The organism is Verrucomicrobiia bacterium (genome assembly GCA_035460805.1).
In the GTDB taxonomy this organism is placed as follows: domain Bacteria; phylum Patescibacteriota; class UBA1384; order CAILIB01; family CAILIB01; genus DATHWI01.
Genome location: DATHWI010000079.1, coordinates 1 through 21,853, shown reverse-complemented (window position 1 = coordinate 21,853; position 21,853 = coordinate 1). Strand labels below are relative to the sequence as shown.

Below are 21,853 nucleotides of genomic sequence, written 5' to 3'. Positions count from 1 at the left end.
GCCACAACTTTCCCTATTGGGTCCCTCGTTAAAGTAACGGGTACTTCCAAGGGTAAGGGTTTCCAGGGTGTTATTAAGCGCCACAACTTCAGTCGTGGTCCAGAGACCCACGGTTCCGATCACCATCGCGCACCTGGTTCTATTGGTTCCATGTTCCCACAGCACGTGCTCAAGGACATGAAAATGCCTGGACACATGGGAAATGAACAAATCTCTATCCGTAAGGTAAAGGTTGTCGACATCATTGCCGATCAGAACATCATCTTGGTCAAGGGACCAGTACCTGGTGTTCGTGGGGCGCTGGTTGAGATGTCCCTGATGTAACCGCCATGGAAAAATTCACTATTTACACCATCGACGGGAAAGAAGCAGGACATCTAGATGTTCCAACACTCTTCCAAATCCCAGTCGACCAAAAACTCATCCATCGCTACGTTACCTGGGTACGTGGCATGCTTCGCAGCGCCATTGCTCACACGAAAACTCGTGGTGAAGTATCTGGTGGTGGTAAGAAGCCTTGGAAGCAGAAGGGTACAGGACGTGCCCGTTCCGGTTCAACCCGTAACCCTATCTGGCGTCACGGTGGTACCATTTTTGGTCCACAGAGCAGCCAGAACTTTGAGACCCGCATGCCTCGCCAGGAGCGCCGCAAGGCTTTCATGAGTGCGCTTTCTGCTAAGGCTGCATCCAACAACATTGTTATTATCGACCAGTTCGGTTTCGAGAAGCCAAAGACCAAAGTTATGGTAGAGGCCCTCAAGAACCTTCCTGGCACAAGCGGCAAAAAGGTACTTCACATCCATGGGACAGAAGAGCTGGCTGTATTTGGGTCTACCCGGAATATTCCTCGGGTGCACTCCACTACTGTTGCAGAGCTTAACGTCCTCGATGTTATGAACCACGACGTCATCCTTATGGATAAGGACAGCGTCGCTGCGCTTGAAAAGCACTTCACACCATCCGTATGAAGCACCTCCTAGTTCCCCACGTTACTGAAAAGAGCTACTCCGGTATCTCTGAGGAAAAGGGTGCCGTGAACACCTATACGTTCCGCATTAAATCCGGTCTCACCAAAGAGATTGTGAAGCGCATCGTTGAGCGTGACTTCAAGGTAACCGTTACCGATGTCCGCATCGTAAAGCTACCAGGCAAGGTACGCCGCTTTAAGGGTATCGTCGGTAAGACAAGCCCTCGCAAGAAAGCAATCGTACGGATTGCCGCTGGTCAGAAAATCGCTGCCTTTGACCTCCCTGAGGAAAAAGCAGCAGAAGGTAAGGAGTAATCATGGCTGTACGACAGTATAAACCAACATCGCCGGGCCGTCGCGACATGGATTCGCAGGACTTTGCGATGATCACAAAACGTTCACCTGAGAAGTCACTTCTTGCCCCGCTCACTAGCAAGGCAGGCCGCAACCACTCCGGTAAGATTACTGTCCGCCACCAAGGCGGCGGAGCTTCCCGCATGTACCGCAAAATCGACTTCAAGCGTGACAAAGACGGCGTAGTAGCCAAGGTTGTCTCTATTGAGTACGATCCAAACCGCTCCAGCCGTATTGCACTCCTAGAGTTTGCCGATGGTGAGAAGCGCTACATCCTGGCTCCACTCGAGCTTAAGGTGGGCGACGAGATTCAGAACGGCTCTGCCGCTCCTATCCGCCCAGGCAACTCCCTTCCGTTGGCTGATATCCCACTTGGTATTCAGATCCACAACGTTGAGATCCTTCCAGGTAAGGGTGGCCAGATTGGCCGCTCTGCCGGTACTGTTATTACTCTCTTGGCCAAAGAGGGAAAATATGCTACCATCAGGCTTGCAAGCGGAGAGATGCGCAAGGTACTCCTCACCTGCCGGGCCACCATTGGCCAGGTTGGAAACATCCTCCACTCCTCAGTCACTATCGGTAAAGCAGGTCGTCAGCGCCATCTTGGCATCCGTCCTACTGTCCGTGGTAAAGCCATGAACCCTAACTCCCACCCACACGGTGGTGGTGAAGGTGTGAATGGAATTGGTCTCCGCCGTGGTCCTAAGACCCAATGGGGTGCACTCGCTCTTGGTGTGAAGACACGCAAGCGCAAGAACCCAACCAACATCTTTATTATTAGCCGTCGTAAAAAGTAACCATGTCACGGTCTCTCAAAAAAGGCCCGTTTATCCAGCCTAAGCTCCTCAAAAGGGTCCTTGCGTTGGTAGCCGGTGACAAAAGCGTCATTAAGACGTGGAGCCGTTCCTCAACTATCTCTCCTGAGATGGTAGGGAAGACCATTGCCGTGCATAACGGTAAGCAGCACCTTCCGGTGTATGTTGTCGAAGACATGGTTGGCCACAAGCTCGGTGAATTTGCGCCAACCCGCAAGTTCTACCGTCATGGTGGCAAGAAGGCCAAGCTCGGAGCATAGTCATGATAGAAATTCAGCACACAACTCGGAGCATTCGCGTTGCCCCTCGCAAGATGCGTCTTGTTGTAGATAAGGTACGCCACCTTCCTGCCAAGGATGCTATGGCATTGCTTCCGCTTATTCCTAAGCGTGGCGCTATTCACATCCAGAAGTCACTGAAGGCTGCCATTGAAGCTGCTAAGGACAAGAACCTCAACCCTGACACCCTGGTTATCCAGCGTATCTATGCCGATGAGGGGACTGCCCTGAAGCGCATCATTAGCCGCTCACGTGGCCGTGCCACTGGCATCATGAAGAAGTACTCCCACCTCACCATCGTATTGAAGGGTGAAGAGGGTTCATCTGCTCGCGCCCCAAAGCGCAGGGTGCAAGCCACTCCAACTGAAGATGCACAAGTAGCCGAAGAGGAGAAATAGCCATGGGACAGAAAGTAAATCCTACAGGCTTCCGCCTAGGTTTCAACAAGAACTGGACAAGCCACTGGTTTGCCGGCAAAAACCTTGTTGCAAGTCTTCAGGAAGACCACTCAATCAAGACTGTTATCTTTGAGAAGTACAAGCGCTCAGGGATCAGTAGCATCGAAACATTCCGCAACCGCGGCGATGTCGTTGTGAACATTCACACTGCCAAACCTGGTATTATCATTGGTCGTAGCGGTAAGGGTGCACAGGAGCTCAAAGCCAAGCTAGAGCTTACTATTGCCCGCCTCCGCAAGACCAACGACAAGGTAGGACTTCGCCTCAACATTGTTGAGACCAAGATCCCTGAATTCTCAGCCCAGGTTGTGGCTGATACCATTGCAGGTCAGCTTGAGCGTCGTATCTCTGTAAAGCGTGCCATGCGCCAAGCAATTGAGCGTACTATGGAGCGCCGCGCCAAGGGTATCAAAATCAAGGTTTCCGGCCGTTTGAATGGCGCAGAGATTGCTCGCGACGAAGTTATGTCCAATGGGTCTATCCCACTTCAGACTATTCGTAGCGACATTAGCTACGCCCAGGCTACAGCTGTAACCACCTATGGTGCCATTGGTATCAAAGTGTGGATCTACCTTGGCCAGTCCGACACTATGCCGTCTGCACAACCTGTTGAGCAGCCAAGCCGGTATAACAACAACCGGGGATAAACCATGCTTAGTCCAAAGAAACTCAAATATCGAAAGCCACAGCGTGGCACAATGGCTGGCGTCGCTACCCGCGGTACCAACGTTGTGTTCGGTGAATATGGTCTTCAGTCACAGACAGCCGGTTGGGTCTCCGCTCGTGAGATCGAAGCTGCCCGTCGTGCTATGACCCGTCACATCCGCCGTGGTGGACAGGTGTGGATCCGCATTTTCCCAAACAAGCCTATTACCAACCATGGTAGTGAGTCTGTAATGGGATCAGGTAAGGGTGCAGTAGACCACTTCGTGTGTGTCGTCCGCCCTGGCGCCGTCCTCTTCGAGATGGCAGGCGTACCTGAAGAGCTTGCAAAAGAGGCTATGCGCCTTGCAGCTCACAAGCTCTCCGTACGAACTAAGTTTGTTAGCAAAGCACGAGGTATTGCATGAGCGATAAGCAAATTCAAACCGTAAAAGGCATTGTGGTGAAAAAAGGCTCTACGCAGACCATTAAGGTAGCGGTTAAGGTAACGAAAGTTCACCCTATCTATAAGAAGCGCTACAGCCAGACTCGTCACTACATTGCTCACGACGAATCCGATGCAGTTAAGGTGGGAGACAACGTAACAATCGTTGCTTGCCGCCCAATCAGCAAAATTAAACACTGGACGGTAGCCTAAGGGCTTTCCCAACAGATTGACTCCAGAAGGAAATTCCGATAAAGTACGTAAGTACTTAAGATCCCGATATGATTCAGCCATACACAAGACTACAAGTTGCAGATAACACCGGTGCCAAAGAGCTCCAGGTTATCACCGTACTAGGTGGCGCCAAGCGCGACGCTGGTACTATTGGTTGTATCGTTTCGGCTTCAGTGAAGTCTGTTTCTCCTAATGGTGCCGTTAAGAAGAAAGAAGTAGTAAAGGCAGTTATTGTCCGCACTACCCGCGCCGAACAGCGCGCCGACGGTTCTACCGTACGCTTCGACGACAACGCAGCTATTATCATCAACGCAGATAAGACCCCACGCGGAACCCGCGTATTTGGCCCTATCCCACGTGAGCTGCGCGAACTTGGTTACAGCAAAATTATTTCTCTCGCACCAGAAGTGGTGTAAGCGAAACATCCCATGAAAATGTCTCTCAAAAAAGGTGATTCCGTTCTCGTCATCGCAGGCCGTGAAAAAGGCAAGCGCGGTGTTGTAGAAAAGGTAATCTCTGAATCAAACCGCGTAATTGTGACAGGTATCAACCTTCGCAAGCGCCACCTTAAACCAAGTCAGAAGCACCCACGTGGTGGCATCGTAGAGCTGGCAACAGCTATGCACTGCTCCAACGTCATGCCAATTGACCCTGCAACCGAAAAGCCGGTCCGCGCCAATAAAATTGAGCGCACCAAGTAGTTCCCATGCACGCCTACCAGAAACAATACACAACCGTTGCGGTTCCAAAGCTGACTGAGCACACTCAGTATGTTTCACCATACCTTGTTCCAAAGCTGGAGAAGGTAGTGATCAACATGGGTACAGGTGACATCCTTGCCGCTGGCAAGAATATGGACGAGGCCGCAGCATTCCTTTCCGCCATCTCCGGTCAGAAGGCAGTCATTACTAAGTCCACCAAAGCTATCGCTGGCTTCAAGATCCGCCAGGGTATGCCCGTTGGTCTTAAAGTGACCCTTCGCGGTAAGCGCATGCAGGACTTCATGATCAAGCTAACACAAGTCGTGTTGCCACGTACGCGTGACTTCCGCGGTGTTAAGCCTTCCTCAATTGCCTCCAACGGAAGTATGCACTTGGGTATTAAGGACAGCGTTGTGTTCCCAGAAGTGGCGAACGGCAGCTTCCAGCACCCGCTGCAGGTTTCTATGGTGGTAACACCTGCTTGCAGCCCCGAGGCAGCACGCATCCTGTTTGAATCTCTCGGTTTTGTCTTCCAAACTAATTAAAGAACATGGCCCGTACCGCTCTGAAAGTTAAGGCAGCCCGCCCTCCAAAATTCTCAACTCGCCGTCAGCGACGTTGCTGGAAGTGTGGCCGCATTCACTCCGTGTACCGCCAGTTCGGTCTTTGTCGCCTTTGCCTTCGTGAGGCAATTCACCGTGGCGAAATTCCGGGCATGAAGAAGGCCTCCTGGTAATATTATGGATACTATTGGTAACCTCCTAACATCGATTCGGAACGCTGAGGGCGCAAGCCACACTCAGGTCACTGTACCTTTCTCCACTCAGAGCATGGCCATTTTGGACATCCTGAAGGCAGAAGGCTACATTGAGGGTGCTACAGCTACCGAAGACGCCAAGAAGAAGATCGTCATTGACCTTGTTCCTGGTATCCGCCACAGCCTTAAGCGTATCAGTACGCCAGGCCGTCGCCTCTATACTCCTGCCACTGCCATCCCAATGGTACTCCGCGGGCTAGGTATGGTGATTGTTTCCACTTCCAAAGGCATGATGACTGGCAAGAATGCCCGTCGCCAGAACCTTGGTGGTGAGCTTATCTGTGAAGTCTCGTAAGGAACGATTATGTCACGCGTAGGCAAGCAACCCATCACACTCCCAGCTAACACAACGGTCACTCTCGAAGGAGAGCAGTATGTTGTGAATGGCCCAAAGGGAACACTTATTGTCCCTTCCTTTGAAGGCGTAACCGTAAACCAGGAAGAGTCTACTCTTCAGCTCGCTTGCGAGGCTGAATCCGCTCGTCCTCACTACGGTCTCCTTCGCGCCCTCCTCTCCAACGCCGTCACTGGTGTAAGTGCAGGATGGACCCGCAACCTTGAACTCCACGGTGTAGGAATGCGTGCCAGCCTTGCTGGTTCATCCCTCAACCTGAGCCTTGGTTTCTCACACCCAGTTGTCGTTGAGGCACCTGAAGGCGTGAACTTCATTGTTACAAAAAACGTTATTACCGTTAGCGGCATCGACAAGCAACTTGTTGGTGAAACCGCTGCACGTATCCGCCGCTTCCGTAAACCTGAGCCTTATAAGGGCAAGGGAATCCGCTTTAGCGATGAACACGTACGCCGCAAGGCAGGTAAAACCGGTAAAGCCGCTAAATAACCCATGATTACTGCCCGCAACCACGCGAATCGGATCCGACGCGCCCGACGGACACGTGCCAAGCTCGCCCTCCACAGCGACCTGCCACGTCTTTCAGTGCATCGAACCCTTCGCCACATCTATGCGCAGATCATCGACGATACCAAAGGTATGACCGTCGCCGCTGCTTCTGATCTCACAATTGAGAACAAGAAAGCAACTAAGACAGAAATTGCCAAGCTCGTTGGTGCCGCTATTGCCGGACTCGCTAAGGAAAAGAAAGTTACCGCCGTCCGTTTTGACCGCGGAAGCTTCAAGTACCACGGACGTGTCGCTGCATTGGCAGAGGCTGCTCGCGAAAACGGCCTCACCTTCTAAGACAAAACTATGCGTAAGCAACAGCAACACAATCAGCCTAAGGAGCACTCCGAGTTCGAGGAAGTGCTTGTTGAGGTAGGACGCGTTACCCGCGTAGTTAAAGGTGGCCGCCGTCTTCGTTTTCGCGCACTCGTCGTAGTGGGTGACAAGAAGGGCCGCGTAGGGGCAGCAGTAGCTAAGGGCTCAGAAGTACAGTCCGCTGTACAGAAGGCCACCCTTGCTGCCAAGAAGAACCTCATTACCGTTCCTATTACCAGCACTAAGTCCATCCCTCACGATGTACTAGAGCGCTACGGTGCAAGCATTGTATTGCTTAAGCCTGCCGCCCTTGGTACGTCTGTGATCGCAGGTGGTGCAGTCCGCGCCGTGGTAACTCTGGCCGGTATCGAGAACATCCTCTCGAAGAGTATTGGTTCCAGCAACAAGATCAACGTCGTTATGGCCACCCTTAAGGCCCTCACGAAGTTTAAGAGCAAGGAGTAAGATATGCGTCTTCACGATATTTCTGAAACCCACGCTCATCGCAAATCAAAGCGTGTCGGACGTGGTAACGGTTCTGGCAAAGGGACCTTTGCAGGTCGCGGCGTAAAGGGTCAAAAGGCCCGTACCGGTGCGAACAGCAACATCCCACGTACGTTCATTGGTGGTAGCACCACCCTTATCCAGCGTCTTCCTAAGCTGAAGGGCTTTAAGTCCGCAGCCGTGAAGCCTGTTACCGTAAACATCGCTCGCGTTGTAGCAAACTACACCGATGGTGACAAAGTAACGCTCCTCTCACTTCTTGAAAAGGGAATCATTTCCGCTAAAGAAGCTGCCCAGGGCGTGAAAATCGTAGGTGCCTCCGGAGAGGTAACCCACAAACTTACCTTTGATACAGAGAACGGAAAGCTTTCCGTCACCAAGAAGCTGCTTGCCTAAGCAGCTTTTTTGGTTAGAATGGATTCTGACATGAAATCACCGCTTTCCTCCCTAACTGCCTTTTTCCGTCTGCCTGACTTGCGACGGAAGTTTTTTATTGTAATCGCCCTCATTGCCGCTACTCGGTTCCTTTCGAGTATCCCAATCCCAGGTGTAGATACGTCCCAGCTATCCCAGTTCCTGAACTCTAACTCAGCTTTTTCATTGCTGAATATTTTTACTGGCGGTGGCCTTACCAACTTTTCCATCACCATGTTGGGTGTTGGACCGTTCATTACGGCTTCCATTATCTTCCAGCTTTTGACGCTGGTCATCCCATCGCTTGAAGCCCTCCAGAAAGAAGGGGAGTACGGGCGCAAGAAGATCAATCAGTACACTCGCCTTGCCACCATCCCACTTGCCTTTATCCAAGGCTTTGGAACCCTGACCTTCCTTAAGAATGCTGGGATCATTGGCGATTGGACACCATGGTTCCTTCTCTTCATGTTGATTATTGCCGCAGGCGGCACACTCCTCCTCATGTGGATTGGTGAACTTATTTCTGAGCAGGGACTTGGTAACGGTATGTCCATGGTAATTACCATGGGTATCATTTCTTCGTTCCCGGCGCAGATCAATCAGGCCTACCAGCTTTACAGCGGTGCGGGAGTAGATCAACTCCTCCAACTCGCCGGCTTCATTGCCCTTGCTGCACTCGCGCTCATCTTCATCATTGTTATGAATGAGGGTGTACGGAATATCCCTGTAACCTATGCACGTCGGGCCCAAAGCGCCAAAGCATATGGTGGCGTAGATACGCACTTGCCGATCAAGGTTAATGCCACTGGCGTAGTACCTATCATCTTTGCCGTAAGCATGGTGCTTTTCCCAACCGTTATCGCTAAGTTCCTCGAGCAAGCCCAGTCAGAGAGAGTGCAGAGCATCGGCCTAGCTATCACCAACTTCTTCAACAACCAGTGGTACTACGCTGCGGTGTACTTCTTCCTTGTCATTGCCTTTACCTACTTCTACGCCTTCATCATCTTCCAGCCTAAGCAGATGGCAGAGAACTTACAGAAACAAGGTGGCTACATCCCCGGGACACGCCCAGGGCTGGATACCGAGAACTACTTGTACACGGTAATCCAACGGCTCACCCTAGCTGGCTCACTCTTCCTAGCTGTTATTGCCGTACTTCCTATCGTCATTCAGCGCGCTACTGGTGTATCCACCCTTTCTGTCGGAGGTACTAGCCTCCTGATTGTGGTTGCCGTAGTACTAGAGGTGCTCCGCCAAGTTCGTGCCCAGGTTGTTACCCGCACCTACGACGCCTACCTCTAGTCCATGCTGCCCAATATTCATATCTTTGGAATCCAGGGGAGCGGTAAGGATACACAAGCTAGCCGGATTGCAGCTACCTATGGGTTGGTCCACATTTCTTCCGGGGCACTTTTCCGCAGCCGGATGGAAATACAGGATACCGTTGGCATATTCCTTGCTAAGGAAATCCATGCCGGAAGGTTACTGCCTGACGAATTCCTTTACCAGGTAGTAGAGGTTGCCCTGCAGAGGCTTCCAGAGGGAACCGGCATTGTGGGCGCAGGCATCATCCGCACCCTTACCCAGCTTGAAGGGCTTGCCCCACACTGGGAAAAGGCTGGCGTAGCGCAGCCGCTTGGTATCCTTCTCGAAGTCAGTCCTGAGGTGGCCATGCAGCGTGCACTAGACCGCCGCCGTTCCGATGACACCGCAGCCGCCCTGGAAGAACGCTTCTCTGCTTTCAATACCCAAACCAAACCGGTACTAGACCGGCTTGCCGAGCAACAGTCCCTTATTAAGGTAAATGGCGAACGCAGTATGGATGAGGTCTTTGCCGATATCCAAGCTGCACTTGCCACCCACCTTCCTACACTCCATGGCACTCATTAAGACACCTGAAGACATCCGTGTCCTCCGTAAGGCGGGCAGGCTTTTGGGTGAGGTCCTTTCGTATGCCGAAACCCTTGCTGTCCCTGGGGCAGTATTGCGGGATATCGACAAGGAAATCCATCAGAAAATCCTTGCCGGTGGAGGCATACCTTCCTTCCTTGGCTTTGATGGGTTTCCCAATGCCTCCTGCCTCTCCCTTAATGCAGAGGTGGTGCACGGCATTCCAGACGGCCGCAAGCTGAAAGAGGGTGATGTTCTTGGTATCGACGTGGGGCTCTGGTTGGATAACCGCTGTGTAGATGCGGCGCGTACCGTAGCCGTAGGAGCAATTAGCGAAGATGCCCAGCGACTCCTCGACCTGACCAAAGACGCCTTGGCTGCAGGCATTGCCGCCGCCAAGCCTGGCCGAAAAGTGGGGGCTATTGGCAGCGCGGTACAACAGTTCGCCGAATCGCATGACCTTGGCATTGTCCGGGCACTCACCGGGCATGGTGTAGGCCATAAGGTTCACGAAGAGCCGGAAGTTCCCAATTATGGCAAGCCAACCGATGGGCCACTCCTGCGTGCGGGGATGGTACTAGCCATCGAGCCCATGCTGACCCTGGGTTCCGGAAGTGTTTTCACTGATGTTGACGGCTGGACTGTGGTCACAGCAGACCACTCCCTCTCCGCCCAGTTTGAGCACACGGTCATTATTACGCCCCGCGGAGCTGAAATTATTACAGGATAAGTATGCCACCTAGTAGGCTGACTCCTATCTTAAGGCTTGTCTCGGTATTCTTCAGTCTACTTTTCATCATTGTTATTGCCATTATTGCGCGGGAAGCAGTCGTGAAGCGGCAGGCAACGGTTCGTCTGGAGGATAATATCCCTTCGGAATTACGTTCTTTAACCTGGAAACGGGGTTTTACAGACTGTTACGGCACAGCTGATAACCGCTCATCATGCCCAGTACTTTCTGCCCAAGTTATCGAAGGAACCCCGGAGGCGGAAGCTGCTCAACGCATTCAACAGTCCCTCAGCCTAAAAAACGACTCCACGGACAGCCATGTCCTTGCAGACGAAGCAAACTTTTTGTATCTTTTCTCTACAGATATCTCGGGGTCTAAACGCTCATTGCGCCTCATGGAATACGACCTTATCCCATGCCGGACACACTCATGCGGGTTACTCCCGTAAAAGCCTTGCATTACTCTGGAGACTTTGATAGAGTCTATTAGAACCTTCGTGAAAGGCTTTTTGTTTCTTGTTCCCAATTCCTTACATCTAGATGCCGAATAAAGACGTCCTTCGTCTGCAAGGGGAAGTTGTAGAAGCTCTCCCCAACACGCAGTTTCGTGTCGAGCTCCAAGCGGGACACGTCATTCTTGCACAGCTTTCAGGAAAGATGCGTATGCACTACATCCGTATCGTCCCTGGAGACTGGGTAACAGTTGAGCTCACGCCATACAACCTTACCGTAGGTCGTATCGTCACGCGTCTCAATCCTGACGAAGCCCGAGAACTCTCTAAGCAGAAAGAAGAAAAACGACGCGCAAGTAGCCAGTCCGAAGAGTAACTCCATGACCGTAGCACCATCTGTCAAAAAACGCTGTGATAAGTGCCGAATCGTACGCCGTAAAGGTGTAGTGTTCGTGCTCTGCAGCAACCCACGCCATAAGCAGCGTCAAGGTTAATTGTTGTTCCCCGCATGCCACGTATCGCAGGTGTAACCATTCCAACCGAGAAACGTATTGAGGTCAGCCTGACCTACATTTACGGTATTGGTCCAACTAAGAGCAAAACCATCCTCAGCAAGGTGGGTGTCAACCCTGATACCCGTGCCAAAGACCTGACGGAAGACGAGCTCGACAAAATCCGTGCCGCCATTGAGAAGCAAGAAACCGTAGAGGGTGACCTCCGTCGGGAAATCTCTTCCAACATCAAGCGTCTGAAGGATATCAACTCCTACGTTGGTAGCCGTCACGCAAAGCGCCTTCCAGCGCGTGGCCAGCGGACCAAAACAAACGCACGTACCCGCCGTGGTAAGCGCGTTACCGTAGGAAGCGGACGCAAGCCTTCCGCAGCAAAGACATAAGCTCTCAATTTATAAGACCGTATGGCAGATAACGCAAAGAAGTCCACAGCGCGACGAAAGAAGGCCGTTCGAAAGAACGTTGGCCTTGGTGTTGTTCATGTTCTCTCCAGCTTCAACAACACTCAAGTCACTATGACTGATAGCGCCGGCAATGTTCTTGCCTGGGGGACTGCTGGAGCAATGGGATTCAAGGGTGCACGTAAGTCCACCCCATACGCCGCGACTCAAGTAACAAACGGGGTCCTCGAGAAGATTAAGCCTATGGGCATTTCTGGTATCGAGATCCGCGTTTCCGGTATCGGCACTGGCCGAGATGCAGCACTTCGTGCCATTTCAGCAAGTGGTATCGCTATCCACACCATCCACGACATCACCCCGCTTCCCCACAACGGGTGCCGTCCTAAGAAGGCGCGTCGCGTCTAAGCCCACACATTATGGCACGGTATATTGGTCCTAAACTCAAAATTTCCCGCCGGTTCGGCGTAAAGCTCGGTCTTCGCACAAACGAAGAAGGTTTTACTCGTCGTCCCTACAAGCCGGGTCAGCATGGTCCTACGGCTCGCCGCAGTCGTCCATCTGAATACAACCTCCAGCTGATGGAGAAGCAGAAAGCCAAGTTCATCTACGGCATCCTTGAGCGTCAGTTCCGCAAGTACTACGAGCTTGCCGCCAAGTCCCAGAACATCGGCCTTACCCTCATGCAGCTTCTCGAGACCCGTCTCGACACAGTACTGTACCGAGGTGGCTTTGCCATGACCCAGAACCAAGCACGTCAGTTCGTAAACCACGGACACGTCCTTGTTAACGGTAAGCGCGTTTCCATCCCTTCCTTCCGCGTACTTCCAGGTATGGTAGTGTCCGTCGATGCCAAACTGGCCAAACTCGTTGAAGACGAGCGCGGACAGAGTGTCGACATCCCAAACTGGCTCAAATCAAGCAAGAACGAGGTTACAGTCCTCGACATGCCTGTGCGAGAACAAATCCCATCGATTATTAACGAACAGCTTATCGTGGAGTTCTACTCTCGCTAACGCGGAGTACTCTCTTCATAAAGAAGTCCGACCCCATGGAACAGATCAACCTCCCAATTACCTCCACTATTTTGGAGACGGAGCACAAGGGCAGCTTTGCTGTTGAGCCGCTCTTCCCGGGCTACGCCTCAACTCTTGGCAATGCACTTCGCCGCGTCCTTCTCTCATCTTTGGAAGGCTCTGCTGTAGATTACGTCGAAATCGATGGCGTCCAGCACGAGTTCTCTACCATCCCTCACGTTAAGGAAGATGTTGTTCAGATTATTCTTAACCTGAAGCAGCTCCGCTTTAAGCTTGAAGGCGATTTTGCCGAACTCACTCTTACAGCCAAGGGTGGTAAGACCATCACTGGTGCCGACTTTGGCGCTAACAGTGACTGCCGTGTCGTAAACCCAGAACTCCACATTGCTACCCTCGATAAGGGTGCAGATGTCACCATGCGGATTGGTGTAAAGCACGGCCGTGGGTATGAAGCCATTGAGAAGAAGACTGAGCGCGAGAAAACTGTTGGCAAGATTTACATCGATAGTATCTTTTCACCAGTACTTTCCGTTTCCTACCGCGTCGAAAACACCCGTGTAGGTCAGATGACCAACTTCGACAAGCTTCTCCTGGACATCCAGACCGACGGCAGCATTATGCCTTCCGAGGCTCTTAAGCAGTCAGCTGCTATCCTCACTCAGCAATACCAGTCTATTGCTGGCATGAGCGACGCAGAATTGGCCGCCGCTACTCCAACAGAGCAGCACGAGCAAATCATCGTTGAAGAAGACGGTTTCATGATTCTTCACAACCTTGACCCAAAGACAAAGATTGAAGATGCTGGCCTTTCAAGCCGCACCGTTCACGCGCTCACCGCAGCAGGGTACAAGACCCTCTCCGGCCTTAAGCGTCTCTCCGACATCAAACTCGAGAGCATTAAGGGACTTGGCGCAAAGGGCGTAGAAGAGGTAAAGGCGGTTCTGTCCCGCGTTTCCTAATACCACATGAACACATCAAAACTAGGGCGAAAATCTGAGAACCGGGACCGCACACTGCGCAACATTGTGTCGAGTTTGGTTCTCTACGAAAAGGTACGCACAACCGAGGCTAAAGCCAAGGCTGCCCTTCCAATGGCAGAGCGCGTACTGAACCAGGCCCGTTCTGGATCAATTGCTGCCCGCCGTCAGGCCAAGGCACTCCTTTTCGACGCCAACGCTGTTACAAAGCTTTTCGAAGACTTTTCCCAGCGCTGGGGTACCCGTACAAGTGGCTTTGTCCGCATCACTAAGCTTGCTCCACGCCCAGGCGATGGCGCAGCTATGGCGCAGCTCGAGCTTCTCCTTACTCCTCTTGAGGAAGTAATTGCAGCCGAGACCAAGACAAACGTTGCTGTACGCAAGAATAAGAAGGCTAACACTGAGGAGGCCTAACCCATGAAAGTATCTTCCATTCGCAAACACGAACCAGCCTGGCACTTCATTGATGCCGAGGGCAAGGTACTGGGACGCTTCTGCACAGAAGCAGCTAACCTTCTCCGTGGAAAAGGTAAGACTTCTTTTGTAACCCATATGGACTGTGGCGATCACGTTGTCATCATCAACGCTGCCAAGATTGTCCTAACGGGAAACAAAATCAACGCCAAAGCGTACTACCATCACTCTTTCCACCCAGGTGGAATCAAGACTGAGTATGCTAAGGATCTTATGATCAACGATCCTGCTAAAATCATTGAGTTCGCCGTTAAGGGCATGCTTCCTAAGAACAAGCTCCAAGGCGAATGGCTCAAGCGTCTCCACGTTTACGCAGGCGCTGAACACCCACACATGGGGAATGTGGCTCACTTGCAGAAAGGAAACTAAGCATGGCCGAAAAGAAACTTGCTTATCACTACGCTACTGGACGCCGTAAGACGGCCGTAGCTCAGGTGCGCCTTTACCCTCAGGGTAATGGCAAGGTAACTATTAACGAGAAAGTCGTTGTCTCTGAAGGCAAAGGCTTCCTTGCTCCACTTACCCTCGTGGGCCTTTCTGGCGCCGACCTTTCCGTAAAGGTGCACGGTGGCGGTACTGCCGGCCAAGAAGAGGCTATTCGTCATGGTATTGCCCGCGCCATCGTTGTGATGGACGAGGAATACAAGACAACCCTCCGCAAGGCTGGTTACCTTACCCGTGACCCTCGTGAAAAAGAGCGTAAGAAACCAGGTTTGAAGGGCGCTCGCCGTCGTCCACAGTGGTCCAAGCGTTAAGCATACAGCTCAATGGCTGACACGCACATCAAAGGTGCACGGTTGGCAGATGAGATCCGGGACAACCTCGCCGCATGGACTGCGCGCGACTATCCCGGATCTTTTGTTGTCATTACTGGCGTAACCCTATCCCACAACTTGCGCTATGCCACTGTGTGGGTGCGCATTCTTGGGAATGACCCTGAGGGAGTTTTCAAGAAACTGCAGAAGGGAACCAGGCACTACCAGCATCGCCTTGTAGTTACCCTTACCCGGTTCAAGCTTCCGTTTATCTCATTTACGCTAGATCAGCGCCCAGATGAGGAAACCACCTTGGGTACACTCCCCAACTAGGCTCCCTTCTGGTATCGTAAAGGTGCTATGCGCACCCGAATTGCACTCTTTTTCTTGTTAGCTTTAGGCATTATCAGTAGTGCAGAGCTTACCTCCATCGTCTTGACGCTGTCGCCCTACAAAGCAACACCGGCAGAGCTTTGGCTCTTTTTCATAAGCCTCTACTGCACGTCCACCATTGTTCTAGGTTTTCTCTGGCAGGGCATCCGGTTTGTCCGGAGCCACCGAGCTAGTCATCCCTCCTTGTGGACATCATTGCGACAGGCCGGGTTACTCTGTCTCGTCATTATCTTAAGCTTCTTCTTTAACACCCTGGGTATCTTTCAGTTCTGGGATGTCATCCCACTCATTGTCGCCGCTATCCTGATTGAATTTTTCTTCCAAGCTGACAAAAAGCCCCACGCCACCCTTTCCTATGACCGCGAATCATAACAAAGCCTTAGAGACCATCCGGTCTGAGGCACTTGAAGCCTGGAAACAGGCTGCTACTCCACCTGCGCGCGAGCAGGTGCATTTTGCGTACCTAGGAAGGAAGGGGAAGGTTGCAGAGCTCATGAAGCTCATCCCAAGCCTGCCCACAGAAGAAAAGGTGGCTTTTGGAAGCGCAGTAAATGCCCTTAAGCAGGAACTCACCCAAGTACTCACTGAAAAGAAGGTGATTGAGCGATTGGTAGACATGTCCGTACCTGCAGAGCAGCTTTCCGCAGGCACCATCCACCCCATTTCCGCCATCATGGAGGAGATGGAAGATATCTTCCGCGAACTTTCCTTTGAGGTGGTTGAAGGTCCAGAGATTGTGACAGATGAAGAGAACTTTGAATCCCTCAACCTTGGGATCCACCATCCGGCCCGCGACGGCCATGATTCTTTCTTCTTAAAGGACGACCTACTCCTTCGCACCCAAACTACTGCCATTCAGGTAGGGGAGATGAAGAAGCGTTTCGCCAAAGGCGACCTGCCAATCCGCATTGTCATGCCCGGTAAAACCTACCGCCGGGAATCAGACCAGACTCACTCTGCCATGTTTCACCAGATAGATGCTGTCATGGTTGATACCCAAACCACCTTTGCAGACCTTAAGGGGATCTTGGACTACTTTGTGAAGCGTCTCTTTGGCGATAATGTTGAAACCCGCTTCCGTCCTCACCACTTTCCTTTTACAGAACCCTCTGCCGAGTTAGATATCCGCTGGAAGGGTGCCTCTGGCACTCAAGGAAAGCACGCCGGCTGGTTGGAAATGGGAGGCTGCGGCATGATCCATCCCGATGTTCTCCGCCGCGCGGGCATTAATCCCAAGATTTACCAAGGTTGGGCATTTGGCATGTCGCTTGAGCGCCCGCTCATGGTCCGCCACCATATTCCAGACCTCCGGCTCCTGTTCTCAAACAGCGCCCAGTTCCTCGATCAATTCCCCAAACCATGAACCTCTCCTTAGCTTGGCTGCGTGAATTTGTTGCCACAACCACTCCTGCCTTTGAGTTAGGGGAGAAGTTCCGCATGACCTCCTCTGAAGCCGAGGGACTTACTGACTGGTCCACCAAGTTGGACAATGTTGTAGTAGGCAAAGTACTCAAGGTAAAGCAGCACCCAAACGCTGACCGCCTGCGAGTAGCCACTGTAGATGTAGGCACGGCAAAGCAGACCATCGTATGTGGCGCTAAGAACTTGGAAGAGGGCCAGCATGTGATTGTGGCACTTCCAGGCGCCACACTACAGCCCACCACGGGCGAGCCCCTCACTATTAAGGAGGCAGAGCTTCGCGGCGTCCGCTCCGAGGGAATGCTTTGTGCGCTCGAGGAGATTGGGGTACCCCTCCCTTCAGAAGGTATCTTTGTGTTTGATGAACCTGTAAAGCCAGGCACATCAGCCAGTAAAGCCCTTTTTGAGGATGATGCCGTAATTGACCTGGAGATCACTCCGAACCGGCCAGACCTTCTCTCCCATGCTGGGCTTGCCCGGGAAGTTGCCACCTTTGAGCGCCGTCGCCTCGGGGAGGTTTCTATTGCCTCAATTGATATGCGCCGTCCCCAGAGCATCGCAATTAACCTCCGCCTTAGCCACCATAAGGATTGCTTCCGCTACTCTGCCATTGCCTTAGAAGATGTCCAGGTTAAACCGTCTCCTTGGTGGATGCAGTCGCGCCTCCTCCGCTGTGGCATTCGCCCTATTAACGTGGTGGTGGATATCACCAACTACGTCATGCTTGAAGTTGGACAGCCCCTTCACGCCTTTGATGCCGATACCCTCATGAACAGCGAGGGCACCTGCACGATTGGTGCGCGCTCTGCCCTTACCGGGGAGAAACTCGCCATTCTAGACGATACTACGCGTGACCTAGCTGAAGGCGACATTGTTATTGTGAATGGGAAGGATGAACCTATTGGCCTGGCGGGAATTATGGGTGGCTCAGGCTTTAGCATTGAACCAACCACTACCCGCATCCTCCTTGAGGCAGCCACCTTCAATCCTGCCCGCATCCGCAAGACCTCCCGCCGCCTAGGACTGAGGAGTGAAGCAAGCCTTCGTTTTGAGAAGGGCCTGGATACCGAACTTACCATTACCGCCCTGAAACGTGCGGTCTATCTTCTCCAAGAGCTTGCCGGCGCTAAAGTGGCCAGTAAAATGGTGGACTCCTGCGTCCATTCTTCACCCCGTCCACGCATCCACGTTAGCTTTGACCGTATCCACCAACTCTTGGGCGTACGGATCTCTGCCGCAGACTGCAAGTCCATTCTTATTAAACTTGGGTTCCAGTTACCATCCTTCACCAAGTCAGGCTTTGACACCGTCCCGCCAAGTTGGCGCCGCGACGTAACCCAGGCTGAGGATGTTATTGAAGAACTCATTCGCATTTGGGGTTATGACCGGTTGCCCTATACGCTTCCTATTGGTGCCGTAAAACCTCCTGCCCGGAACGTAAGTGTCCAGACAAAGCGCCTTATCCGGCACGCACTAGCAGCTGCCCAGTACCGCGAAACCCTCCACATTACATTCTGTTCAGCACAAGCCCTGGAAAAATCAGGTTTTAAGCCTGAAGGAGCACTTGCCCTACCCAACCCCCTGTCGGCTGAGACTGCCTACCTGTCGCCAAGCCACGTTGTAGGCATGCTGAATGACTGCGGCACGGTGAATAACGACCAGGCTGAGTTGCAGCTCTTTGAGATTGGAAAGACCTTCCTTCCGCCCCACGAAGAGAAGGAGACCCTCACCCTTCTCGTCCGTACGGGAGGAACCGCAGAGCAGGCTATTCGCAAGCTCAAAGGAACACTGGAGCGTCTTTGCACCATACTCTCATTGCCAGAGCCCACCTACCGCAAGGGAGAGGGTGCCGCCTATGCTGAGTCCGGCCATACACTCGATATCTATGTCGGAGAGACCCTCATTGGCACACTGGCGCTCGTTAGCCAGGAGGTGGTAACCAAGCACAAGGTCCGCCGTGGACGCGAGATAGTTGCCGCAGAGATTACTCTCGATACTCTGCTCTCCCTACCACAGGAGAGCCAGTTCTACGTACCCATGCCGCAGTATCCAGTGAGTGTGCGTGACCTAACAGTCACCATTTCGCCTGTAGCAACATTCGATGCACTCCTTGATACCATCCGCACCACTGTCGATCCCGATATAGTGCGTGACTGGCATATTGCGGACATCTTTACGGGTAAATCCCTTAAGGAAGGTCACAAAGCCGTCACGCTTCGCCTCACGTATAACGCCTCCAGCCGCACACTGAGTGATGAAGAAATTAAAGTTCATCACACCCGGCTTGAGCAGGCACTCCAACCATTCACATTGTCATGAACCGCATATACGTTACAGAAACCGTTGGGAAAGTAGGGGAAACCGTTACCGTTGCCGGCTGGGTGCATCGCATCCGCGACCATAGCAAGGTCCTCTTTATCGACCTGCGAGACCGCACCGGCCTCCTTCAAGTAGTTTCCGGTGGCTGGGCAGGGGAGAGCTATGAAGTACTCAAGTCCGCTGGCACTGAAGATGTTGTGGAGATTACCGGTACTGTTGCTGCCCGTCCCGAAAAACTCGTTAACCCAGAACTGGAAACAGGTACGGTTGAGTTACAGGCTACCGAAGTCCGCATCCTCAACAAGTCCCAGGTCACACCTTTTGCAGTAAATGAGGATACCGCAGACGTGGAAGAGGAACTGCGTCTCAAGTACCGCTACTTGGACATGCGAACATCGCGCGTCCGCAATAACTTAGTAGACCGCGCACGCATCGTAAGCTTCCTTCGGAACAGACTGGAGAAAGAGCACTTCATTGAAGTAGAAACCCCACACCTTTCCGCTACGACGCCGGAAGGAGCACGTGACTACTTAGTGCCAACCCGCCACAAAGGCATGTTCTTTGCCCTTCCGCAGAGCCCTCAGCAGTACAAGCAACTTCTCATGGTGGGCGGCATTGAACGCTACTACCAGATTGCACGTTGTTTCCGTGACGAAGATGGACGACGTGACCGCCAGCCTGAATTTACCCAGCTCGACATGGAGATGTCATTTGTGGAGCGGGAAGATGTTATGGCACTCAACGAGAAAATCCTCATTGAGCTGGTCACCGAGCTCTACCCAGAGAAGCGCATCCAGCAAGTCCCGTTCCCACGCCTTTCTTACGCCGAAGCAATGGAAAAGTACGGCACAGACCGGCCGGACCTACGGGAAGACAAAAATGACTCAAACCTCCTCGCCTTCTGTTGGGTAATTGATTTCCCATTCTTTGAGAAGACTGAGGAAGGCGGGTGGACCTTCACCCACAACCCATTCTCCCTTCCAAAGCCTGAGCACATGGATCAGTTTATGGCGGGTGAGAATATCCCTGATATCCTCACTACCCAATACGACGTAGTGCTGAATGGTTTTGAAATTGGAGGTGGGAGCATCCGTAATCATAACCCTGAAGGTATCCGAAAGACTTTCGAAATCATGGGGTACAGCACAGAATCGATCGACCGTGACTTTGGCCATATGATTCAGGCCATGTCCTTTGGTGCGCCTCCGCACGGTGGCATTGCCTGGGGATTCGACCGCTTTGTCATGATTATGCGTGGCGAGTCTAACATCCGTGAGATCATCGCTTTCCCTAAGAGCGGCGAGAGCAGGGACCCTCTCATGAGCGCCCCTTCCAGTCTCCAGCCTGAGCAACTCAAGGAACTTGGCCTCAAGGTCATAGAGTAATGGCAATACGACTCAATAAGGTACTAGCAGCAAGCGGCCTCGCCTCACGGCGGGGCGCCGATGCTCTTATTGAGCGTGGGTCAGTTACTGTTAACGGAGCAGTTGTCACCAGCATGGGGACGCAGGTGGAAGAGAGTGATGTCATAGCGGTAAACGGGAAGCTACTCAAGAAAACGGAGCGGGTAACCTATGCTCTCTACAAACCTCGCGGCGTAGTCTGCAGCCGAGTGCAGCAACGAAATGAGGAGATTGTGACAGGGCTCGTACCAGAGAACCCTCCCGTCTATCCCATAGGAAGGTTGGACAGAGATAGTGAAGGCCTCATTCTTCTCAGTAATAATGGCGACCTCACTGCCCAGCTTACCCATCCCAAGTTTGAACATCAGAAGGAATATGAGGTTCATGGCGAGTTTGACCCGCAAGGCGACCCAGAGCTTGTCAAAAACCGACTCTTAAAAGGTGTTCGACTAGGGGATGGAGAAGCCAAAGCTGATTCTCTCTCCATTAAGAGCTTTGACCGTGGTATACTGGTCTTTGTGATTACGGTCCATGAGGGGCGCCACCACCTCATCCGACGGATGTGTGCCAGTGTAGACATCTCGGTTAAGCGCCTCATTCGTATCCGTATCAGCCATCTCACTCTCGGCACTCTTAAACCCGGTGAATGGCGCAAGCTCGGCCCATCTGACTACAAGCTGTTAGCATGAAGCGAACAACTGTCCTTACCTCCCTCGGAAGTATCTCCCTGTCTGTCATCCTTGCCTTTAGCGCATGGGTAGGACTGGCTTTCATGCGTTCTAAACCAGTAAGCACAGACCGGGTCCTAGGCGCCTCCAGCTCCGAAGTATCGGTGACACCTACGCCATTGCCGTACCCGGTACGCTCAGAAGCCAAGGCACCTACTATCCAGGCGCGACGCTATGCACTGTACAACCCCGACAGTGGCAAGCTTCTTGAAGGTAAGGATGCCAATCTTCAGGTACCTATCGCCAGTACTACCAAGCTCATGACGACGTATGTAATTGCGCGCATGGGGCAGACTTCCGATGAGATTGTGGTGAGTAGGGAAGCAGCCTTTCAAATTGGCTCGCTCATGAACCTGCGGCCTGGTGAGAAGATCACCATCGACAGCCTCCTTAAGGGTGCACTTCTTGTTTCGGGGAACGATGCAGCCATGGCCCTCGCTGAGTACGGTGGCGGACGCCTTCTCGCAAACCCAAGCGCGCCCCGTGAAGAGCGCGTTGCCCGCTTTGTAGAAGAGATGAAT

The 21,853-nt window shown here is 52.5% G+C and carries 38 protein-coding genes; all 38 read left to right on the top strand.

The window, feature by feature from the left end; all coding sequences use genetic code 11:
* A partial coding sequence (rplC, locus tag VLA04_03010; GenBank protein HSI20651.1) for a 50S ribosomal protein L3 occupies nucleotides 1-324 on the top strand: 324 nt, incomplete at its 5' end.
* 5 nt (nucleotides 325-329) lie between these two features.
* Nucleotides 330-968: a 50S ribosomal protein L4 gene (rplD, locus tag VLA04_03005; GenBank protein ID HSI20650.1), complete on the top strand. Its 639-nt coding sequence runs from the start codon at nucleotides 330-332 to the stop codon at nucleotides 966-968.
* The gene (gene rplW, locus VLA04_03000) at nucleotides 965-1,282 is read left to right on the top strand and encodes a 50S ribosomal protein L23 (GenBank protein HSI20649.1); all 318 of its coding nucleotides are present in this window, start codon (nucleotides 965-967) and stop codon (nucleotides 1,280-1,282) included. Before rplD ends, rplW begins: the two co-directional genes overlap by 4 nt.
* A gap of 2 nt (nucleotides 1,283-1,284) precedes the next feature.
* Nucleotides 1,285-2,118, top strand: coding sequence for a 50S ribosomal protein L2 (gene rplB, locus VLA04_02995; GenBank protein ID HSI20648.1), 834 nt, complete (start codon nucleotides 1,285-1,287; stop codon nucleotides 2,116-2,118).
* Between the two features lie 2 nt (nucleotides 2,119-2,120).
* Nucleotides 2,121-2,396, top strand: a complete 276-nt coding sequence (rpsS, locus tag VLA04_02990; protein HSI20647.1) for a 30S ribosomal protein S19 — start codon at nucleotides 2,121-2,123, stop codon at nucleotides 2,394-2,396.
* Nucleotides 2,397-2,398: 2 nt separating this feature from the next.
* On the top strand, nucleotides 2,399-2,812 hold the full coding sequence (gene rplV, locus VLA04_02985) for a 50S ribosomal protein L22 (protein HSI20646.1): 414 nt from the start codon (nucleotides 2,399-2,401) through the stop codon (nucleotides 2,810-2,812).
* A gap of 2 nt (nucleotides 2,813-2,814) precedes the next feature.
* Complete coding sequence (rpsC, locus tag VLA04_02980) at nucleotides 2,815-3,519, top strand: 30S ribosomal protein S3 (GenBank protein ID HSI20645.1); 705 nt, start codon at nucleotides 2,815-2,817, stop codon at nucleotides 3,517-3,519.
* A 3-nt stretch (nucleotides 3,520-3,522) separates the two neighbouring features.
* On the top strand, nucleotides 3,523-3,942 hold the full coding sequence (gene rplP / locus VLA04_02975; protein ID HSI20644.1) for a 50S ribosomal protein L16: 420 nt from the start codon (nucleotides 3,523-3,525) through the stop codon (nucleotides 3,940-3,942).
* The gene (gene rpsQ, locus VLA04_02970; GenBank protein ID HSI20643.1) at nucleotides 3,939-4,172 is read left to right on the top strand and encodes a 30S ribosomal protein S17; all 234 of its coding nucleotides are present in this window, start codon (nucleotides 3,939-3,941) and stop codon (nucleotides 4,170-4,172) included. Before rplP ends, rpsQ begins: the two co-directional genes overlap by 4 nt.
* Before the next feature lie 68 nt (nucleotides 4,173-4,240).
* On the top strand, nucleotides 4,241-4,609 hold the full coding sequence (rplN, locus tag VLA04_02965; protein ID HSI20642.1) for a 50S ribosomal protein L14: 369 nt from the start codon (nucleotides 4,241-4,243) through the stop codon (nucleotides 4,607-4,609).
* 12 nt (nucleotides 4,610-4,621) lie between these two features.
* The gene (gene rplX / locus VLA04_02960) at nucleotides 4,622-4,894 is read left to right on the top strand and encodes a 50S ribosomal protein L24 (protein ID HSI20641.1); all 273 of its coding nucleotides are present in this window, start codon (nucleotides 4,622-4,624) and stop codon (nucleotides 4,892-4,894) included.
* 5 nt (nucleotides 4,895-4,899) lie between these two features.
* Entirely contained in the window at nucleotides 4,900-5,439 is a 540-nt protein-coding gene (gene rplE, locus VLA04_02955; GenBank protein ID HSI20640.1) for a 50S ribosomal protein L5, read from the top strand.
* A 5-nt stretch (nucleotides 5,440-5,444) separates the two neighbouring features.
* Nucleotides 5,445-5,630, top strand: a complete 186-nt coding sequence (locus tag VLA04_02950) for a type Z 30S ribosomal protein S14 (GenBank protein ID HSI20639.1) — start codon at nucleotides 5,445-5,447, stop codon at nucleotides 5,628-5,630.
* A gap of 4 nt (nucleotides 5,631-5,634) precedes the next feature.
* Entirely contained in the window at nucleotides 5,635-6,006 is a 372-nt protein-coding gene (rpsH, locus tag VLA04_02945; protein HSI20638.1) for a 30S ribosomal protein S8, read from the top strand.
* A 9-nt stretch (nucleotides 6,007-6,015) separates the two neighbouring features.
* Nucleotides 6,016-6,552 (top strand): 50S ribosomal protein L6, encoded by a 537-nt coding sequence (gene rplF / locus VLA04_02940; GenBank protein HSI20637.1) that lies wholly within the window; start codon nucleotides 6,016-6,018, stop codon nucleotides 6,550-6,552.
* A gap of 3 nt (nucleotides 6,553-6,555) precedes the next feature.
* Nucleotides 6,556-6,909, top strand: coding sequence for a 50S ribosomal protein L18 (rplR, locus tag VLA04_02935; protein ID HSI20636.1), 354 nt, complete (start codon nucleotides 6,556-6,558; stop codon nucleotides 6,907-6,909).
* 9 nt (nucleotides 6,910-6,918) lie between these two features.
* Nucleotides 6,919-7,392 carry a 30S ribosomal protein S5 gene (gene rpsE, locus VLA04_02930; protein ID HSI20635.1) on the top strand — a complete coding sequence of 158 codons (474 nt, stop codon included), beginning with the start codon at nucleotides 6,919-6,921 and terminating at the stop codon, nucleotides 7,390-7,392.
* Between the two features lie 3 nt (nucleotides 7,393-7,395).
* Complete coding sequence (rplO, locus tag VLA04_02925) at nucleotides 7,396-7,827, top strand: 50S ribosomal protein L15 (protein ID HSI20634.1); 432 nt, start codon at nucleotides 7,396-7,398, stop codon at nucleotides 7,825-7,827.
* 30 nt (nucleotides 7,828-7,857) lie between these two features.
* Nucleotides 7,858-9,147, top strand: coding sequence for a preprotein translocase subunit SecY (secY, locus tag VLA04_02920; GenBank protein HSI20633.1), 1,290 nt, complete (start codon nucleotides 7,858-7,860; stop codon nucleotides 9,145-9,147).
* 3 nt (nucleotides 9,148-9,150) lie between these two features.
* Nucleotides 9,151-9,735, top strand: a complete 585-nt coding sequence (locus tag VLA04_02915; protein ID HSI20632.1) for a nucleoside monophosphate kinase — start codon at nucleotides 9,151-9,153, stop codon at nucleotides 9,733-9,735.
* Nucleotides 9,722-10,465 carry a type I methionyl aminopeptidase gene (gene map, locus VLA04_02910; protein HSI20631.1) on the top strand — a complete coding sequence of 248 codons (744 nt, stop codon included), beginning with the start codon at nucleotides 9,722-9,724 and terminating at the stop codon, nucleotides 10,463-10,465. The genes VLA04_02915 and map overlap by 14 nt, the downstream gene beginning before the upstream one ends.
* 2 nt (nucleotides 10,466-10,467) lie before the next feature.
* A complete protein-coding gene (locus VLA04_02905) occupies nucleotides 10,468-10,914 on the top strand; it encodes a hypothetical protein (GenBank protein ID HSI20630.1) in 447 nt (148 codons plus the stop codon).
* A gap of 91 nt (nucleotides 10,915-11,005) precedes the next feature.
* A complete protein-coding gene (gene infA / locus VLA04_02900; GenBank protein ID HSI20629.1) occupies nucleotides 11,006-11,293 on the top strand; it encodes a translation initiation factor IF-1 in 288 nt (95 codons plus the stop codon).
* A 4-nt stretch (nucleotides 11,294-11,297) separates the two neighbouring features.
* Nucleotides 11,298-11,411, top strand: a complete 114-nt coding sequence (gene rpmJ / locus VLA04_02895) for a 50S ribosomal protein L36 (GenBank protein ID HSI20628.1) — start codon at nucleotides 11,298-11,300, stop codon at nucleotides 11,409-11,411.
* A 14-nt stretch (nucleotides 11,412-11,425) separates the two neighbouring features.
* A complete protein-coding gene (gene rpsM / locus VLA04_02890; GenBank protein HSI20627.1) occupies nucleotides 11,426-11,812 on the top strand; it encodes a 30S ribosomal protein S13 in 387 nt (128 codons plus the stop codon).
* A gap of 21 nt (nucleotides 11,813-11,833) precedes the next feature.
* The gene (gene rpsK / locus VLA04_02885) at nucleotides 11,834-12,235 is read left to right on the top strand and encodes a 30S ribosomal protein S11 (protein ID HSI20626.1); all 402 of its coding nucleotides are present in this window, start codon (nucleotides 11,834-11,836) and stop codon (nucleotides 12,233-12,235) included.
* Between the two features lie 11 nt (nucleotides 12,236-12,246).
* Nucleotides 12,247-12,843, top strand: coding sequence for a 30S ribosomal protein S4 (rpsD, locus tag VLA04_02880; protein ID HSI20625.1), 597 nt, complete (start codon nucleotides 12,247-12,249; stop codon nucleotides 12,841-12,843).
* A gap of 35 nt (nucleotides 12,844-12,878) precedes the next feature.
* Nucleotides 12,879-13,823 carry a DNA-directed RNA polymerase subunit alpha gene (locus tag VLA04_02875; GenBank protein ID HSI20624.1) on the top strand — a complete coding sequence of 315 codons (945 nt, stop codon included), beginning with the start codon at nucleotides 12,879-12,881 and terminating at the stop codon, nucleotides 13,821-13,823.
* Between the two features lie 6 nt (nucleotides 13,824-13,829).
* Nucleotides 13,830-14,255, top strand: coding sequence for a 50S ribosomal protein L17 (gene rplQ, locus VLA04_02870; GenBank protein HSI20623.1), 426 nt, complete (start codon nucleotides 13,830-13,832; stop codon nucleotides 14,253-14,255).
* Between the two features lie 3 nt (nucleotides 14,256-14,258).
* Entirely contained in the window at nucleotides 14,259-14,684 is a 426-nt protein-coding gene (gene rplM / locus VLA04_02865; GenBank protein HSI20622.1) for a 50S ribosomal protein L13, read from the top strand.
* Between the two features lie 2 nt (nucleotides 14,685-14,686).
* Complete coding sequence (gene rpsI / locus VLA04_02860; protein ID HSI20621.1) at nucleotides 14,687-15,070, top strand: 30S ribosomal protein S9; 384 nt, start codon at nucleotides 14,687-14,689, stop codon at nucleotides 15,068-15,070.
* Nucleotides 15,071-15,082: 12 nt separating this feature from the next.
* Nucleotides 15,083-15,403, top strand: coding sequence for a ribosome-binding factor A (locus tag VLA04_02855; protein ID HSI20620.1), 321 nt, complete (start codon nucleotides 15,083-15,085; stop codon nucleotides 15,401-15,403).
* 27 nt (nucleotides 15,404-15,430) lie between these two features.
* Nucleotides 15,431-15,835, top strand: a complete 405-nt coding sequence (locus VLA04_02850; GenBank protein HSI20619.1) for a hypothetical protein — start codon at nucleotides 15,431-15,433, stop codon at nucleotides 15,833-15,835.
* Nucleotides 15,819-16,826 (top strand): phenylalanine--tRNA ligase subunit alpha, encoded by a 1,008-nt coding sequence (gene pheS / locus VLA04_02845; GenBank protein HSI20618.1) that lies wholly within the window; start codon nucleotides 15,819-15,821, stop codon nucleotides 16,824-16,826. The genes VLA04_02850 and pheS overlap by 17 nt, the downstream gene beginning before the upstream one ends.
* Nucleotides 16,823-19,201 carry a phenylalanine--tRNA ligase subunit beta gene (gene pheT, locus VLA04_02840; GenBank protein ID HSI20617.1) on the top strand — a complete coding sequence of 793 codons (2,379 nt, stop codon included), beginning with the start codon at nucleotides 16,823-16,825 and terminating at the stop codon, nucleotides 19,199-19,201. Before pheS ends, pheT begins: the two co-directional genes overlap by 4 nt.
* Nucleotides 19,198-20,586, top strand: a complete 1,389-nt coding sequence (aspS, locus tag VLA04_02835) for an aspartate--tRNA ligase (GenBank protein ID HSI20616.1) — start codon at nucleotides 19,198-19,200, stop codon at nucleotides 20,584-20,586. The genes pheT and aspS overlap by 4 nt, the downstream gene beginning before the upstream one ends.
* Complete coding sequence (locus VLA04_02830; GenBank protein ID HSI20615.1) at nucleotides 20,586-21,293, top strand: pseudouridine synthase; 708 nt, start codon at nucleotides 20,586-20,588, stop codon at nucleotides 21,291-21,293. Before aspS ends, VLA04_02830 begins: the two co-directional genes overlap by 1 nt.
* Nucleotides 21,290-21,853, top strand: a 564-nt coding sequence (locus tag VLA04_02825; GenBank protein ID HSI20614.1) for a hypothetical protein, incomplete at its 3' end; no start/stop codon positions are given. The genes VLA04_02830 and VLA04_02825, both read left to right, overlap by 4 nt.

Bases quoted from the DNA above. Each gene is read 5' to 3' on its own strand.
- VLA04_02905 (HSI20630.1), top strand. From the start codon at position 10,468: ATGCCACCTAGTAGGCTGACTCCTATCTTAAGGCTTGTCTCGGTATTC.
- pheS (HSI20618.1), top strand. From the start codon at position 15,819: ATGACCGCGAATCATAACAAAGCCTTAGAGACCATCCGGTCTGAGGCA.
- pheT (HSI20617.1), top strand. From the start codon at position 16,823: ATGAACCTCTCCTTAGCTTGGCTGCGTGAATTTGTTGCCACAACCACT.
- rplM (HSI20622.1), top strand. From the start codon at position 14,259: ATGAAAGTATCTTCCATTCGCAAACACGAACCAGCCTGGCACTTCATT.
- rpsI (HSI20621.1), top strand. From the start codon at position 14,687: ATGGCCGAAAAGAAACTTGCTTATCACTACGCTACTGGACGCCGTAAG.
- VLA04_02915 (HSI20632.1), top strand. From the start codon at position 9,151: ATGCTGCCCAATATTCATATCTTTGGAATCCAGGGGAGCGGTAAGGAT.
- rplE (HSI20640.1), top strand. From the start codon at position 4,900: ATGCACGCCTACCAGAAACAATACACAACCGTTGCGGTTCCAAAGCTG.
- rpsS (HSI20647.1), top strand. From the start codon at position 2,121: ATGTCACGGTCTCTCAAAAAAGGCCCGTTTATCCAGCCTAAGCTCCTC.
- infA (HSI20629.1), top strand. From the start codon at position 11,006: ATGCCGAATAAAGACGTCCTTCGTCTGCAAGGGGAAGTTGTAGAAGCT.
- rplF (HSI20637.1), top strand. From the start codon at position 6,016: ATGTCACGCGTAGGCAAGCAACCCATCACACTCCCAGCTAACACAACG.
- rpsQ (HSI20643.1), top strand. From the start codon at position 3,939: ATGAGCGATAAGCAAATTCAAACCGTAAAAGGCATTGTGGTGAAAAAA.
- VLA04_02950 (HSI20639.1), top strand. From the start codon at position 5,445: ATGGCCCGTACCGCTCTGAAAGTTAAGGCAGCCCGCCCTCCAAAATTC.
- rpsD (HSI20625.1), top strand. From the start codon at position 12,247: ATGGCACGGTATATTGGTCCTAAACTCAAAATTTCCCGCCGGTTCGGC.
- rpsE (HSI20635.1), top strand. From the start codon at position 6,919: ATGCGTAAGCAACAGCAACACAATCAGCCTAAGGAGCACTCCGAGTTC.
- secY (HSI20633.1), top strand. From the start codon at position 7,858: ATGAAATCACCGCTTTCCTCCCTAACTGCCTTTTTCCGTCTGCCTGAC.
- rplV (HSI20646.1), top strand. From the start codon at position 2,399: ATGATAGAAATTCAGCACACAACTCGGAGCATTCGCGTTGCCCCTCGC.
- rplQ (HSI20623.1), top strand. From the start codon at position 13,830: ATGAACACATCAAAACTAGGGCGAAAATCTGAGAACCGGGACCGCACA.
- rplN (HSI20642.1), top strand. From the start codon at position 4,241: ATGATTCAGCCATACACAAGACTACAAGTTGCAGATAACACCGGTGCC.
- rpsM (HSI20627.1), top strand. From the start codon at position 11,426: ATGCCACGTATCGCAGGTGTAACCATTCCAACCGAGAAACGTATTGAG.
- VLA04_02830 (HSI20615.1), top strand. From the start codon at position 20,586: ATGGCAATACGACTCAATAAGGTACTAGCAGCAAGCGGCCTCGCCTCA.
- rplO (HSI20634.1), top strand. From the start codon at position 7,396: ATGCGTCTTCACGATATTTCTGAAACCCACGCTCATCGCAAATCAAAG.
- rplX (HSI20641.1), top strand. From the start codon at position 4,622: ATGAAAATGTCTCTCAAAAAAGGTGATTCCGTTCTCGTCATCGCAGGC.
- aspS (HSI20616.1), top strand. From the start codon at position 19,198: ATGAACCGCATATACGTTACAGAAACCGTTGGGAAAGTAGGGGAAACC.
- rpsC (HSI20645.1), top strand. From the start codon at position 2,815: ATGGGACAGAAAGTAAATCCTACAGGCTTCCGCCTAGGTTTCAACAAG.
- rpmJ (HSI20628.1), top strand. From the start codon at position 11,298: ATGACCGTAGCACCATCTGTCAAAAAACGCTGTGATAAGTGCCGAATC.
- map (HSI20631.1), top strand. From the start codon at position 9,722: ATGGCACTCATTAAGACACCTGAAGACATCCGTGTCCTCCGTAAGGCG.
- rplR (HSI20636.1), top strand. From the start codon at position 6,556: ATGATTACTGCCCGCAACCACGCGAATCGGATCCGACGCGCCCGACGG.
- rpsK (HSI20626.1), top strand. From the start codon at position 11,834: ATGGCAGATAACGCAAAGAAGTCCACAGCGCGACGAAAGAAGGCCGTT.
- rplW (HSI20649.1), top strand. From the start codon at position 965: ATGAAGCACCTCCTAGTTCCCCACGTTACTGAAAAGAGCTACTCCGGT.
- VLA04_02855 (HSI20620.1), top strand. From the start codon at position 15,083: ATGGCTGACACGCACATCAAAGGTGCACGGTTGGCAGATGAGATCCGG.
- rpsH (HSI20638.1), top strand. From the start codon at position 5,635: ATGGATACTATTGGTAACCTCCTAACATCGATTCGGAACGCTGAGGGC.
- rplD (HSI20650.1), top strand. From the start codon at position 330: ATGGAAAAATTCACTATTTACACCATCGACGGGAAAGAAGCAGGACAT.
- rplB (HSI20648.1), top strand. From the start codon at position 1,285: ATGGCTGTACGACAGTATAAACCAACATCGCCGGGCCGTCGCGACATG.
- rplP (HSI20644.1), top strand. From the start codon at position 3,523: ATGCTTAGTCCAAAGAAACTCAAATATCGAAAGCCACAGCGTGGCACA.
- VLA04_02875 (HSI20624.1), top strand. From the start codon at position 12,879: ATGGAACAGATCAACCTCCCAATTACCTCCACTATTTTGGAGACGGAG.
- VLA04_02850 (HSI20619.1), top strand. From the start codon at position 15,431: ATGCGCACCCGAATTGCACTCTTTTTCTTGTTAGCTTTAGGCATTATC.